14 protein-coding genes are annotated in these 14,481 nt (G+C 57.0%); 5 read left to right on the forward strand and 9 right to left on the reverse strand.

All coding sequences use genetic code 11. The features are described from left to right. The 6 genes from AC3Y7R_RS08560 to miaB form a co-directional block, all read right to left on the reverse strand. On the reverse strand, positions 1-894 hold the full coding sequence (locus tag AC3Y7R_RS08560) for a CBS domain-containing protein (protein ID WP_490041618.1): 894 nt from the start codon (positions 892-894) through the stop codon (positions 1-3). A gap of 48 nt (positions 895-942) precedes the next feature. Next, positions 943-1,440: an rRNA maturation RNase YbeY gene (gene ybeY / locus AC3Y7R_RS08565; RefSeq protein ID WP_490041619.1), complete on the reverse strand. Its 498-nt coding sequence runs from the start codon at positions 1,438-1,440 to the stop codon at positions 943-945. A 122-nt stretch (positions 1,441-1,562) separates the two neighbouring features. Then, positions 1,563-2,573, reverse strand: coding sequence for a PhoH family protein (locus AC3Y7R_RS08570; protein ID WP_490041620.1), 1,011 nt, complete (start codon positions 2,571-2,573; stop codon positions 1,563-1,565). Between the two features lie 148 nt (positions 2,574-2,721). Continuing rightward, a complete protein-coding gene (locus tag AC3Y7R_RS08575) occupies positions 2,722-3,048 on the reverse strand; it encodes a hypothetical protein (protein WP_490041621.1) in 327 nt (108 codons plus the stop codon). A 13-nt stretch (positions 3,049-3,061) separates the two neighbouring features. Beyond that, positions 3,062-3,631: an OmpA family protein gene (locus AC3Y7R_RS08580; protein WP_490042011.1), complete on the reverse strand. Its 570-nt coding sequence runs from the start codon at positions 3,629-3,631 to the stop codon at positions 3,062-3,064. Positions 3,632-3,964: 333 nt separating this feature from the next. Next, positions 3,965-5,281 carry a tRNA (N6-isopentenyl adenosine(37)-C2)-methylthiotransferase MiaB gene (gene miaB, locus AC3Y7R_RS08585; protein WP_490041622.1) on the reverse strand — a complete coding sequence of 439 codons (1,317 nt, stop codon included), beginning with the start codon at positions 5,279-5,281 and terminating at the stop codon, positions 3,965-3,967. A 112-nt stretch (positions 5,282-5,393) separates the two neighbouring features. Here miaB and AC3Y7R_RS08590 point away from each other — a divergent pair, with 112 nt between their 5' ends. Then, a complete protein-coding gene (locus AC3Y7R_RS08590) occupies positions 5,394-6,254 on the forward strand; it encodes a hypothetical protein (protein ID WP_490041623.1) in 861 nt (286 codons plus the stop codon). A gap of 111 nt (positions 6,255-6,365) precedes the next feature. Here the strand turns inward: AC3Y7R_RS08590 and AC3Y7R_RS08595 are convergent, their stop codons facing one another. Continuing rightward, positions 6,366-6,725 (reverse strand): hypothetical protein, encoded by a 360-nt coding sequence (locus tag AC3Y7R_RS08595; protein WP_490041624.1) that lies wholly within the window; start codon positions 6,723-6,725, stop codon positions 6,366-6,368. Position 6,726: 1 nt separating this feature from the next. Then, the gene (locus AC3Y7R_RS08600) at positions 6,727-7,458 is read right to left on the reverse strand and encodes a DUF599 domain-containing protein (protein WP_490041625.1); all 732 of its coding nucleotides are present in this window, start codon (positions 7,456-7,458) and stop codon (positions 6,727-6,729) included. Positions 7,459-7,548: 90 nt separating this feature from the next. Here AC3Y7R_RS08600 and AC3Y7R_RS08605 point away from each other — a divergent pair, with 90 nt between their 5' ends. The 4 genes from AC3Y7R_RS08605 (at position 7,549) to AC3Y7R_RS08620 (ending at position 12,369) form a co-directional block, all read left to right on the forward strand. After that, positions 7,549-8,982, forward strand: coding sequence for an FAD-linked oxidase C-terminal domain-containing protein (locus AC3Y7R_RS08605; protein ID WP_490041626.1), 1,434 nt, complete (start codon positions 7,549-7,551; stop codon positions 8,980-8,982). An 83-nt stretch (positions 8,983-9,065) separates the two neighbouring features. Next, positions 9,066-10,163, forward strand: a complete 1,098-nt coding sequence (locus tag AC3Y7R_RS08610) for an FAD-binding protein (RefSeq protein WP_490042012.1) — start codon at positions 9,066-9,068, stop codon at positions 10,161-10,163. A gap of 4 nt (positions 10,164-10,167) precedes the next feature. Then, positions 10,168-11,496: a glycolate oxidase subunit GlcF gene (gene glcF, locus AC3Y7R_RS08615; RefSeq protein WP_490041627.1), complete on the forward strand. Its 1,329-nt coding sequence runs from the start codon at positions 10,168-10,170 to the stop codon at positions 11,494-11,496. 66 nt (positions 11,497-11,562) lie between these two features. Continuing rightward, a complete protein-coding gene (locus AC3Y7R_RS08620) occupies positions 11,563-12,369 on the forward strand; it encodes a trypsin-like serine peptidase (protein WP_490041628.1) in 807 nt (268 codons plus the stop codon). Between the two features lie 48 nt (positions 12,370-12,417). On the opposite strand, the gene AC3Y7R_RS08625 is transcribed toward AC3Y7R_RS08620, so the two are convergent. Then, positions 12,418-14,481 (reverse strand): hypothetical protein, encoded by a 2,064-nt coding sequence (locus tag AC3Y7R_RS08625; protein ID WP_490041629.1) that lies wholly within the window; start codon positions 14,479-14,481, stop codon positions 12,418-12,420.

Genomic DNA, 14,481 nt, shown 5'->3' on the forward strand with positions numbered 1-14,481 from the left:
TTAATTCACTTTGGAAACAGGCACAAACACCCGCAAGCGTTTGATCCGGCGCGGGTCGGCATCGACGACCTCGAATTCGGCCCCAGACGGGTGTTTTATCACCTCACCGCGCGCAGGCACTTGCCCTGACAGCATGGACACCAAGCCGCCCAAAGTATCGATTTCCTCGTCCATCTCGTCGTCCGACAGACGTTGACCAATCTCGGCCTCGAACTCCTCTAACGGCGCGCGAGCCTGCACCAAATAGCAGCCGGGCTTTTCCATCATCCAGAGGTCCGCCTCCTCGATGTCATGTTCATCCTCGATCTCGCCCAAAACCTGCTCGATCAGGTCTTCGATGGTCACCAACCCGTCCACGCCACCATATTCATCAATCACCAGCGCCATGTGTTTGCGCTCGGTTTGCATCTTGGCCAGCAACACCCCGATTGGCATTGAGGGCGGCACGAACAGCACCGGGCGCACCATGCTCGGCAGGTCAAATTTTGCGGTGTTGTCATTGAAGCCATGGCGCAGAGCCAAATCCTTCAGGTGGATCATGCCAACCGGCGTATCGAGGGTGTCTTCGAACACGGGCAGTCGCGACAGCCCGCTTTCACGAAACACCCCTGCCAGGTCGGCCAAACTGATGGTTTGAGGGACCGACACGATTTCCGCGCGTGGAATAACAACGTCATCCACCCGCTTTTCGCGCAGGTTTCCAAGCCCCAGCTGAGAGGAGCGGGCTCCATTTGTCAGGGAAGCCACGTGATCGGCTTCCGGCGCGCGGAAGGCGTTGATCACTCGAGAAATGAGTCCAGCCCGAGCACCGCCGCTTGCGGTGGAGGTCTGGAGGGGGTCTACATCCTGCGCGCTGAGCGCCGCAGTAGACGAGCCGTCGTTGTCTTCGCCCATCGGTCCTTTTCCAATTGATTTCAACTAATCCCCCGCATATCGCGGGACTTACCCCCTATATGGGTCCTCAATACCTAATTTTGCAAGAATTCTGGTCTCTAAACCTTCCATCAAAGCCGCATCTGGGTCGTTTGTGTGATCAAAGCCCAACAGATGAAGGGTCCCATGCACCAAAAGATGGCTCACATGATCCTCGAAATCCTTGCCAGCCTCTTGAGCCTCACGGGTGCAGGTCTCAAATGCAACGGCAATATCGCCCAATTCCAACTCATGCGGTGCACCCTCAGGCAGGTGTGGGATCATACCCGGCAGCTGCGCGCCGCGCTCCTCGGAGGGCCAGGACAACACGTTGGTTGGCGTCGGCTTTCCGCGAAACTCGGTATTCAGCTCGGCCACCCGCGCATCGCTGCAAGCCAGTAAACTGATCTGATAATCCGCATCCAGCGACAATTCCGCCAAGGCTGCATTACAGGCCCGCACCGCCAAATCCGGCAAGCCACAGTCGCCCCAACGCTCTTCTTCAGTCAATATTTCAATCTGTGCCATGTGTTTGCCATGTGACAGCCGCACCCGCCAAGGTCAACCGAGGTTCAGTTTCTTTTTGCCGAAAATACTCCGGGGTGCGGGGCAGAGCCCCGCCGGTCGGCGCGCCTTGGCGCGGCGAACCCTTAACGCTTTGCGTCCGCGGCCTCATAGGCTTCAATAATGCGCGCAACCAGCGGGTGACGCACCACATCTTTGGCCGTAAAGTAGCTAAACGAGACCCCTTTGACATTCTTGATCAACGCTTCGGCCTCATGCAGCCCCGATTGCACCCCACGCGCCAAATCCACCTGCGAGCGGTCCCCGGTAATCACCATCCGCGACCCCTGCCCCAGACGGGTCAAAAACATCTTCATCTGCATCGTTGTCGCGTTCTGCGCCTCGTCCAGAACCACAAACGCATTCGACAGCGTACGCCCGCGCATGAAAGCAAGCGGCGCAATCTCGATACGTTTTTCTTCGATCAATTTGGCCGTTTGCTTGCCCGGCAAAAAATCCTCCAGCGCGTCATAAAGCGGCTGCATATAGGGATCAACTTTCTCCTTCATATCACCAGGCAGAAAGCCCAGCCGCTCACCCGCCTCCACAGCAGGACGCGACAGGATAATCTTATCGACCTTACCAGTGATGAACAGCGAGACCCCCACCGCCACCGCCAGATAGGTCTTGCCCGTACCCGCTGGCCCGATACCAAAGGCCAATTCGTTCTTAAACAGCGCATTCACGTAGTCTTTTTGCGCCTGCGTGCGTGGCTCCACCGTTTTCTTGCGGGTTTTAATCTCGACCGAGCCGCCTTTAAACATCTCGATCTGGTCGCCTTCACGGTCGCCCGTGTCTTCTGCCGCGCGGCCCATGCGTATCTCGGCCTCGATATCGACCATTCCAACCGAGCGCCCTCCCTCAAGGCGCACATAAAGCGCCTCCAGCACGGTGACTGCCTTCTCGGCTGCCTCGCCCATAACATCAAGCTGGTTCCCGCGCCGCACGATTTGCACGCCGAGCACTTGCTCGATCTGGGCCAAATTCCGGTCAAACTCGCCACATAGATCAATCAGCAACCGGTTGTCGGGAAACTCCAACCGGATTTCAGTCGAGGGCGCATCCGTGGAGGCCACGGTCAGGTCACTGATGGTCAACGATATCTCCCTGCATTAAATAATTTGCGGCGAAGGTGCATGAGGGCGCGAGAGCGTGCAAGGCCCGCGCCCCAGATTTCACATATTTGACATGAAAAAGGCCACCCCGAGGGGTGGCCTTCTCGAAACTTGTATAAGTGCGGTGCACCTAGATCGGGTCACGAACATCGCGCGAGCCACGGTAGTTGCCCGTCGCATAGCCGGGAGGGGCTGCACCGGAACAAACGGGCTTGCCGTTGCGGTCAAGGCGTTGGGACAGGTAGCCCTCGATGCCGTCATCAATGATCCAGTGATCACACCCGCGCGGGTCAACCCAGATACCGGCTTGAAGCTGGCTCAGGTCTTTCGTGCCACGGCCAAAGAAGCCATTGCCGTAGTCGCGGGTTTTATCACCCTTGTTGCTTTCGCCAGTCACGTCGCAGGCGGCAACTGCGCTTAACGCTGCGAGGATCGTGATTGCTTTTACTATTTTCATTTCAACTCTCCACTCAGCGAATGCATTGGATTTCGACACGACGGTTGGCAGCTTTGCCAGACGCGGAGCGGTTGGATGCTTTTGGCACCCGTTCGCCGTAGCCGCGTGTCGCGGAAACCCGCGCACCGACGGAGCGTGCGACCTGAGCCACCGCATTCGCGCGGCGCTTGGACAGACGCATGTTATATTCGTCGCTGGCACGGCTGTCAGTGTGGCCATCAATGATGTAGGCCGTGGCCCCTGCCGACTGGAAGAACTGTTGCAAACGCTTCTTGTTGGACCCGTTGATGACCGCTTGGTTGGTCGCAAACAACTGATCCGAATTCATCACCGCGCATGTATTGCCACGACGGCAAACCGGGATGCCTTGGCGAGTGACGTGTGGCGTCATAAAGCCCTCGAACCCGTCATCCATTACCCAGTGTTCACACCCATCGGGATCAACCCAAATGGTTGGAATGTAGCGCTCGGCACGCACCGTAGTGCGGCGAATGATCTTACCGTTGGTGACTGTGCCTTGGCTGAAGCCATCCTCGGTATAGATATATGTCTGTTGCGCGGATGCGTCCGTTGCGGAAATCATCAGGCCGGATACGGCAACCGCACACCCCCCCAACACAGTCCGCAAAATATTTGATAGATTGAGTTTCACTGCCCTCGTCCCCTGCCTGTTAATCGGTTCACGCCGCGCCGCTCCCTAGCCTCAAGGTCAACGCAGTCATCTATATTTTCGGTAGACTACCAAACCTGAGTGTAAATTAAAGAGGTATTTACCACATATAGTTGCTGAAAGAGCAACAAAGTCAGATTTTTTAGGGCTTTTGGGGGATAACTCACGGGATAAGCTGTGGAGAACCTGTTCAAAACTACGATATCTTGTGGAGCACCCTATTCGATTTCACCCAGTTTCGAGCGACTATACCAATACACCGGACAAAGAATTCGTCACGCTGGCTTGGATGCGGACGCTCTGGACCGTGCCGATCATCGCCTCTGGCGCATCGCAATGGACCGCATGTAAGTAGTCGGACTTGCCGACAAGCTGGCCCGCGTCGCGCCCCTTTTTCTCGAATAGCACTTTGACCACACGCCCGACCATGGCGACCTGAGCCGCCTTTTGCTGCTCGGTCAGCAAGGCTTGCAAACGCTGCAAGCGCTCGGAGGCCACCTCGTTGGACACGGGCTCTTTCTCGGCGGCGGGCGTGCCGGGGCGTGCGGAGTATTTGAACGAATAGGCTTGCCCGTAATTCACAGTGCGGACCAGCGCCAAGGTGTCTTCAAAGTCTTGATCCGTCTCACCGGGGAAGCCGACAATAAAGTCGCCCGATAACAGCAAATCCGGGCGCGCCGCACGAATGCGCCCGATCAGCTCAATATAGCTGGCGGCGGTATGTTTACGGTTCATTGCCTTGAGGATTTTATCCGAACCACTTTGCACCGGTAAGTGCAGATAGGGCATCAGCTTGTCGCAAGTGCCATGCGCCTCGATCAGCGCCTCTTCCATATCGTTGGGATGCGAGGTGGTGAAGCGAATGCGCGCCAAGCCCTCGATATCATTCAACGCCCAGATCAGGCGGGCCAGCCCCCATGTGCCATCCTCGCCCTCGCCGTGGTAGGCATTGACGTTTTGACCCAGCAGGGTGATTTCGCGCACACCGCGGCTCACGAGATTTCGCGCCTCGGCAAGCAGGCGTTCCGGCGGGCGGGAAACCTCCGCGCCGCGCGTATATGGCACCACACAGAAGGCGCAAAACTTGTCGCAACCTTCTTGCACCGTCAGAAAGGCCGAGGGGCGCGCCTTGGCTTCGCGCTTGGGCAGGTGGTCAAATTTATCCTCTTCGGGAAAATCCGTATCAAGCGCTTGCTCGCCCTTATCAACCTTCTTCATCAGGTCCGGCAGGCGGTGATAGGTTTGCGGGCCGACGACCAGATCAACCATCGGTTGGCGGCGCATGATCTCCGCGCCTTCGGCTTGGGCAACGCAGCCCGCGACGCCGATTTTCAGGTCTGGGTTGGCCTCGCGCAGAGGTTTCATCCGGCCCAGATCAGAATAGAGCTTCTCGGCGGCCTTTTCACGGATGTGGCAAGTGTTGAGCAAGATCATATCGGCATCTTCAATCGCATCAGTTGGCTCATAGCCTTCCGCGCCCAAAGCCTCGGCCATGCGCTCGCTGTCATAGACGTTCATCTGGCAGCCGTAGGTCTTGATAAAGAGCTTCTTAGCGTTAGACATGATACACCTGCGAATAATGGTTGTGGCGGGGCATAGCGCAGCGCGCCCGATCTTGCAATTCGCCGCGAGATAGCGGAGTTTACCCGCGAGCAGAAAAGAAAGAAAAACAGGTATGCGGCATAGCTCTCTTAGCGCGTTTTTGGGTGTGGCTCAGGCTCAACTGTCCCCAAAAGGGCCATTCGCGCTGATCTTTGTTGAAGACGCCGCCGAAGTTGAAAGCACGGTGACCCACGCCGAGAAGTTGGGGTTCCGCGAGGTTTTGATCTTTGGGGCGGATGATTTATTGCCCCAAGACCGCGACGGGTTGCATCTTGTCGCAACCAACATCCACGAAGTTGACGCCTTTGCAGCCATCATCAACAAGGTCATCAAGCTTTTCCCGGGTGTCTGGATGCATTATTGCTTCAACGCCGAGTATTTATTCTTCCCGTTCTGCGAAACCCGTAACATACGGGAATTGGTTGCCTTTTCACTGGAAGAACGCCGCCATACGATCCTAAGTTTCGTCGTGGACCTATACTCAACCGATTTGAAAAGCGCGCCAAATGCAGTGTGCCATGAGAGTGCGCATTTGGACAAATCCGGATATTACGCGTTGGCGCGTTTCACTGAGGATGGGATCCCACTGGAGCGGCAGTTAGACTTTTTTGGCGGCTTGCGCTGGCGCTTTGAGGAGCATGTGCCATGGACGCGGCGCAAGATCGACCGTGTTGGGGTGTTTTTGGCCACTCCCGGGTTACTGATAAATGGCGATCACACTTTCAACGACCCCGAGTACAATACCTATTCATGCCCTTGGCATCACAACATTACCGCCGCAATTTGCTCGTTCCGCACGGCGAAGGCTTTGGTGTCCAACCCCGGGTCAATGTATGAAATTCCACATTTCTGGTGGCGAGGGTCTGAAAAATTTCAGTGGAATTCAAGCCAATTGCTAGAGCTTGGACTGATGGAACCCGGCCAATGGTTCTAAGGCTTTTGACTGAGCGCGCTATCTGGCTTTGAACTGACGCGAACGGGGAATTTCCGGGGCTGTTTTGCCGTATCACCCATTAAGGGCGCGCCTTGAGCGGCCCCGCTACGCCTACTGTAACTTGAGCAAATACGTGGTGTCGGACCAGCCATCCACACTGTCATGCGCGCGGATGACAACCTCGGTTAGCCCGTTCGGGATCTGCACACCAGACAGAGAACGGGTGAAGGGTTGCTCGTTCACATGCGGGTGCGCAAGCGTGCGGTGGCCCAGCTCTTTGCCGTCAGGCGTGTTAACGGACCAGCCATCGGCGTAGTGATCCCACCCGCTGTCAGGGTGCAAAATAGTGACGTCGAAACGCCAGCCATTGCTCAGATGCTGGGCAGTCACATGCCTGATGTCAGGGGCATCAGCCAGAGAGGGGGCACAAGCCACGAAAAGCGCTAGAATTGCGACCATAACGGAATTCATCTCAGGTCTCCTTTTGGGTCGGGTTGGCTTCGGGAAGTGCGGGGCCATTTGCAAGGATAGCGCGCGGCAGGGATGTAAATTCGCGCTGCCAGATAAGGAAAGTTACGGCCGCTGTCGCGACGATCAATGCGACCGGCCCCATGAGCCATGCTAAGGCCCCCAACGCGTAGTATATAGCCCGCAGCCCGCGGTTAAAGTTCCATGCAGCGCGAATGTTGATTTCAGCGGCCTGAGCAGCGCGCGGGTAACAGGTCGAATCCGACGTATCATTTGGCACTGCGGCCATGACAACGGCGCAGTAACCGAATAGACGATTTGCCCAGACAAATTTTAGAAACCCATAGGTGAGGAGCAATGTCGCCACCAGTAGTTTCATCTGCCAAACGGCAGTTGGAATGGTCTCGGACGTTAGATCGGCCGCGACATGTTGCAGCCGCTCAGTATTGCCGACCATGGCCAGGATGCCTCCAATGGCAATCATACAGCCAGAGGCAAAGAACGCGGTGCCTTGCCGTAGGTTGGTCAGGATTGCAGCATCAAAGATACGTGGCTCCCGGGTGACGAGTTGGCGCATCCATTCGCGACGGTATTCGATCATTATGACTGTCACGGAAGGGCGGCGCGCACCCGGGTGCTCGATGAGCCAACTGACCCCGAGCCAACAGATTGCCAGCAGCCCAAGGGCGGTGGCGTCAAGATAGGTTAACAAGGTTAGGCGCTCTAGAAACATCATTAGGCAATGCTACCCGCGTTTGAATCTGCTTGCTATACGGATAAATTGGTAATATAAATTTACCAATTATCGCCACTTCGGAGAGATTCCATGGAAATGCCACCCCCTGACGCCGTGGTTATGGTTAAAAAATCCCTTCTGGTCAGCCGGTTTTTATCCGTGTTGCCTTCGGACGCAGTAATCCACGATGAGTTTGAGACGCGCGCCTACGAATGCGACGCACTGACCGCCTATAAATGCCCGCCTCTTTGTGCTGTGCTCCCTTCCTCGACCGAGGAGGTCGCGGCGGTGCTAAAAATTTGCCACGAAGAAGGCGTGCCTGTGGTGCCGCGTGGCTCTGGCACCTCGTTGGCTGGTGGGGCGCTGCCTACGGCGGATTGCGTGATCCTTGGGGTGGCCAAGTTGAACGATGTTTTGGAAACCAACTACGGCGACCGCTATATCCGCGTTCAAACCGGGCGCACAAATCTATCCGTGACTGGCGCGGTGGAGGAAAACGATTTCTTCTATGCGCCCGACCCGTCGTCACAACTGGCCTGCGCTATCGCGGGCAATATCGCGATGAATTCCGGCGGGGCGCATTGCTTAAAGTATGGCGTGACAACGAACAATCTGTTGGGCGTTACCATGGTGCAAATGGACGGCACAGTGTTGGAGGTCGGCGGCGCGCATTTGGATGCGGGCGGCTACGATTTACTGGGGCTTATTTGTGGCTCCGAGGGCCAAATGGGCGTGGTCACAGAGGCCACGTTGCGCATCCTGCGCAAGCCTGAAGGCGCGCGGCCCGTGTTGATGGGCTTTGATGATAATGAGGTCGCGGGGGCTTGCGTGGCCGACATCATTAAAGCGGGTGTGCTGCCTGTCGCGATTGAGTTCATGGACCGCCCTGTTATTCGTGCGACTGAGGCATTTGCAGGTGCGGGTTATCCCGATTGCGAGGCGCTTTTGATCGTTGAGGTTGAGGGTTCACCTGCGGAAATTGACGACCAACTGAAAGTGATCATGGGGATTGCGCGGCGGCATAATCCGGTCGAGCTGCGCGAAAGTACGTCGCCTGAGGAGAGTGCCAAGATTTGGCTGGGTCGAAAGTCTGCCTTCGGGGCGATGGGGCAGATCAACGATTACATGTGCTTGGACGGAACTATTCCGGTGTCAGAGCTGCCTTATGTGCTGAAACGCATTGGCGAAATATCCAAGGAATACGGGTTGGACGTGGGCAATGTGTTCCACGCAGGCGACGGCAACATGCATCCGCTCATCTTGTATGATGCCAACAAAGAAGGCGACTTGGAGCGTTGTGAAGCCATGGGGGCTGATATTTTGCGCCTTTGTGTTGAAGTTGGCGGTTGCCTGACTGGGGAACACGGCGTGGGTATCGAGAAACGCGACTTGATGTATGATCAATTTGCAGCAGAAGACCTTGAGGTGCAGATGAAGGTCAAAGATGTGTTCGATCCCAAGTGGTTGTTGAACCCGGCCAAAGTTTTCCCATTAGACGCAACCGAGAGCCGCCGCATGCGATGAGCCACCAAGAATTTTGAAATTCTTGGAGAAAACTCTCTTTGAGAGTTTTGCCGCGCGCAAGTATTGAGGACCTACAGAAAATGATGACACCAGAAAATGAAGCGGCGCTGGCCGACGCGGTGAAAACTGCAAAGGGAGCTTTGCGCATTCAGGGCGGCGGCACGCGTCCGATTGGGCGCTCAGACGGGGCTATTCTATCAACCTCGGGCTTGTCTGGTATTGAGCTTTATGAACCGGGTGCGTTGACGTTGGTGGCCAAGGCTGGCACGCCCGTGGCTGAGGTTGAAGCTGCACTGGCTGCTGAGAACCAACGGTTGCCGTTCGAGCCAATGGACCACCGTGTTTTGCTGGGCACAACAGGCACGCCGACATTGGGCGGCATGGTGGCGGCAAACGTATCCGGCCCACGTCGCATTCAAGCAGGTGCGTGTCGTGACAGTCTTATCGGGGTGCGTTTTGTTGACGGACAGGGGACCATCATTAAGAACGGTGGTCGGGTGATGAAGAATGTGACCGGGTACGACTTGGTCAAGTTGATGGCCGGATCATACGGCACGCTTGGCGTCTTATCTGAAGTGTCGTTCAAAGTGTTACCGGGCATCGAGACGGTATCAACCTTGGTATTGCATGGCCTAGAGGTGGCGCGCGCTGTAGAAGCCATGTCGAAAGCGTTGGGCTCTCCGTTTGAGGTTTCTGGTGCCGCCTATCTTCCTCAAACAGGTCAGACAATGCTGCGATTGGAGGGGTTCGAGAGCTCTGTAAAATACCGCATAAGCCAGCTTCGTGCGCTGTTGGATGGCTTCGCGGATATGGGTGGGTTAGATCACTCCGCCTCGAAAAAGGCATGGGATGATGTCCGTGACGTCACCCATTTTGCGAAATCCGAAGGTGCAGTTTGGCGCATTTCAGTCAAGCCCAGCGACGCGCCAGCTGTGGTTTCCAAACTTCCAAACACTGCAAGATACGCGCTGGATTGGGGCGGCGGTTTGATCTGGGTTTCTTGCGCGGAAGGCTTCGGCATGAGGGCGGCATTGTCCCCCTTTTCTGGTCACGCAACGCTTATGCGCGGCTCCGACGCGCAGGTGTTTCAACCTGAAGCAGCACCTTTGGCTGCAATTTCCCAAGGCCTGCGCGCACAGTTTGACCCGCGTGGCATCCTGAACCCCGGTTTGATGGGATAGTCCAATGCAAACAAATTTCTCGCCTGAACAGTTAACAGACTCCGCCACCGCGCACTCTGAAAAGGTGCTGCGTAGCTGCGTGCATTGCGGCTTTTGCACCGCAACTTGCCCGACCTATCAAATCCTCGGAGACGAGTTGGACAGCCCGCGTGGTCGCATTTATTTGATCAAGGATATGTTGGAGAGCGGCCGCAAGCCCGACGCCAAGACCGTTATGCATATCGACCGCTGCCTGTCGTGCCTTGCCTGCATGTCGACCTGCCCGTCGGGTGTGCATTATATGCATCTGGTTGACCACGCCCGCGAATATATCGAGCAAAACTACAAACGTCCCCTGATGGATCGTGCCCTACGCTGGGTGCTGGCGTTGATTTTGCCATATCCGACCCGGTTCAGGTTGGCCCTGCTTGGGGCCAAACTTGGCCGACCGTTCGCGCGCTTTATGCCGGACCCCCGCCTGCGCGCAATGTTGGAGATGGCCCCCAAAACCATCCCCCCCGTGTCGCGCAATGATGACCCGCAAACCTTCGCCCCAGAGATAGCAAAAAAGATGCGGGTCGCGTTGATGACCGGCTGCGCGCAAAAGGCGCTCAACACGGATATCAACGACGCCACCATTCGCTTGTTAACCAGACTGGGTTGCGAGGTCGTGGTGGCCGAAGGTGCGGGGTGTTGCGGCGCGCTGACCCACCACATGGGAAAGGTCTCACAAAGCCACGCAACAGCCGCTAAAAACATCCGCGCATGGGGGGCAGAGATGCAAGGCAAAGGCCTCGACGCTATTGTCATCAACACGTCGGGATGTGGCACGACGGTGAAAGACTATGGCCATATGTTCCGCAATGACCCGCTCGCAGAGCAAGCCGCCGCCGTATCGGATATTGCTATGGACGTGTCCGAGGTGCTGATGAAGTTGGACTTGCCAGCACTCGCTGATCAGGAGTTGAAAGTAGCCTACCACGCGGCGTGCTCCCTACAGCACGGCCAGCAAATCAAAACCTACCCGAAGGACTTGCTGAAACAAGCAGGGTTCACCGTACTAGAGCCAAAAGACCCGCATTTATGTTGCGGCTCGGCGGGAACGTACAACCTGATGCAGCCGGAAATATCATCACAGTTGAAGGACCGCAAAGTCGCCACACTGGAGGCCAAATCCCCGGACGTCATCGCGGCGGGTAATATCGGTTGCATGATACAAATCGGGTCATCGTCACGGGTGCCTGTCGTGCATACCGTCGAGCTTCTGGACTGGGCGACAGGCGGCCCCAAGCCACCCGCATTATCTGAGGGGGCACAGCCGGCTGGCGCCGAAAACATCCCCAATTTACGCTAATATTAGCCCTATTTTCGCCTTAACTGTTCCCTACTCAGGGTTAAAACGGGCATATCGGGGCTATTGATGCGATTTTTGGCAACACTTATAACGGCGCTTTTGCTGGCAACCACCGTGCAGGCGGATGGCTTCCTTAAGGCGTTAACCTCGCTCGATTCCACTAAGGCGTGGCAGGGCGTTGGGCGCATTAACTTAGGGACCTCCGGGTTTTGCACAGGGACGCTGATCGCGCCGGATTTGGTGCTGACTGCGGCACATTGCTTCTTTGACAAATCGGGCGCGCGGACGAATGACGCCGACATAGAATTCCTTGCAGGCTGGCAGAATGGGCGCGCCTCGGCTTACCGCAGGATTAAACGCTCGGTGATCCATCCAGAGTATGTATTCCAAGGGCGCAGCAATGTGGAAAATGTACCCTTGGATCTGGCCTTGATCCAACTGGATCAGCCAATTAAAAACCCATCAATACGGCCATTTGATACCGCTATTGAGGTGGCGCGCGGGCAAAAAGTACAAGTCGTATCCTATGCTCTTAACCGCGAAAATTCCCCATCAATCCAAGAAACTTGCCATGTTTTGGCACGCGACCCCGGCGTCTATGTCACCTCATGCGATGTGGATTTCGGAGCCTCTGGCGCCCCGATCTTTGCGCTTCAAAACGGTGTGCCAGTGGTGCTGTCGGTGGTGTCAGCTAAGGCGGAATGGCGTGGCCAAAAAGTGGCGCTGGCGGTGGGGTTGGACCAACGTCTCTCGGCACTTCTAAACGAGATTGAGTTGAATGATGGCGTTTTCCGTCGGGCCGATACCGGGGCGTCTCGTGTGGCCTTGCAGTCGGGCGTACAGCCGTCAGGCGCGTTGTTCATCAAACCATAAATCCTTTCAGGCACCGATCACAGGAGGCCGCCCTCGAGGGTTCCGCGCCTAGCGCCGCCCTTCGCGCAGCCACGCCCCAATCGTCAAAAGTGCCGCCAGCAGCAAGAACAGCCATGGCAACACAAGGGGCGTCACGGTCACATTGGTTGTCAGGTAAGCGTTGCGCGGGGTCAGGCCGATCCAGCCACGACCAGCGGCGTTGCGTCCCTCGCCAACCATGCGCAGGTCTGGAATGCCATCCTCTAGGCGCAGGATGCCACCACGGGTCGCATCAACCAAGCGGGCAAGCTTAGCGCCTGACGCAATGGTCTCGATAAATTCACGCGGCGCGGCGGGACCAAGCGCTATAACGCTTTCCTGATCACCTTCTTTGAGGCGATAAAGCCCCGGCTCCGGCCCCTCGAATATCGCCGTAAAGCGACCCGGATCGGCCTCGGCCAACGGCACCATCGTCACCGTGCCATCAGGGGCCGTGATTTCCAGCTCACCAACCTCAAGCGCAAGTGTGCGACGGGTCAGCGCCATGGTTTGCCCCTCGGCTGTGGCCGTTAATGCCTCTTCCTCCAGATCAGGTTCCTTCATCATCCAATGGGCCAAGCGGCGCAGCAATTCCAGTTGCGGACCTCCACCTTCAAAGCCACGGTTCCAAAGCCACGCATGATCAGACGCCATCAGCGCGATCCGCCCCTCACCGACGCGATCCAGCGTCAGCAGCGGGCGGGTCTCAACGCCCTCCATCACGGTTTGACCCGACAGCGGCGTCACTTCAATTTGGCGCATCCAGCGACCCCAACCGGGCGTGCCATCTTGGCTAGGTCGCGGCGCAAATTTCTCTAGGCCCTGTGTCACCGGATGACGCCCGCCCAACTCCGAGATCAGCGGCGTGAAGCCTTGCTCTAGCACCCGCGCGGTCGGCTCTACGGGGATAATGTCGCCCAGTGGTGAGCGGAAAATACTATCGGCAGAGGCAAAATCCGGACCCGCCGCGATAAGTACTGCCCCGCCATTTTTCACATAGTCGCGAATGCTTTCAAAATATGCCATCGGCAGAATGCCACGTCGTTTATACCGGTCAAAGATAATCAAATCGAACTCATTAACCTTTTCCAAGAACAGCTCGCGCGTGGGGAAGGCAATCAGCGACAACTCCGAGACCGGAACCCCGTCTTGTTTCTCTGGCGGACGCAAAATGGTGAAGTGCACAAGGTCCACGGCAGTGTCTGATTTCAAGAGGTTGCGCCATGTGCGCTCGCCCGCGTGGGGCTCACCTGATACCAGCAAAACCCGCAAGCGGTCGCGCACGCCGTTGATTTGGACCACGGCAGCATTGTTGCGGTCGGTCAGCTCGCTGTCGGTTGCTGCCACCTCGAATTGCAGCACATTCATACCACCATGGGGCAGCGTCAGCGGCAATTCCAAATCCTCGCCAATAGGCACCTGAAACGACTGCGCCACGGCACCATCAATGGCGATGGACAGGCTGGCGCGGGCGGGTAAATCACGCGGCACCGCGCCTTGGTCCTCGATGCGCAGGGTCAGGGTAATTTCCTCATCAAGTATCGCGAATGCAGGCGCATTTTTGACGATTAGGCGCCGATCCCAATCCGGGGCTCGCCCGGTCAGAAGCGTATGCAACGGGGCCTGCACTGCAGGCGCGCGGGCCACGTCATGCACCTGCCCGTCGGTGATCAAAATGCTGCCCGCAATACGCGATTTCGGCTCCTCCGATATGGTATCATTGAGGGCGGTCATCAGCTCAGTGCCTGCGTCGCCCTCACCGTCCGCAACGACCACTGTGCGCAGCTCTATACCCCGCGCGGTGATGTCTTTGGTCAAGGCAGCCACGGCTCGCGCAGTTTGGCTTTGGCGGTCTGAGAGATGTTGCGATGCGCTCTCATCGACGACCATCACCACGATGTCTGACAGAGCCTCGCGGTCCTCGTCTTGCAGCGACGGATTGGCCAGCGCGATGAGCAAAACGGCCAAGGCAGGCGCACGCAGCCACCACCCGTTCAAGCCACGCCAGATGGCGAAGGCGATGAGTGCGACGGCAAGCGCTGACGCCGCGATGAGCATGGGCCAAGGCACTAATGGGGCAAAGATCACGTCCAT

This window comes from Litoreibacter sp., from assembly GCF_058136045.1.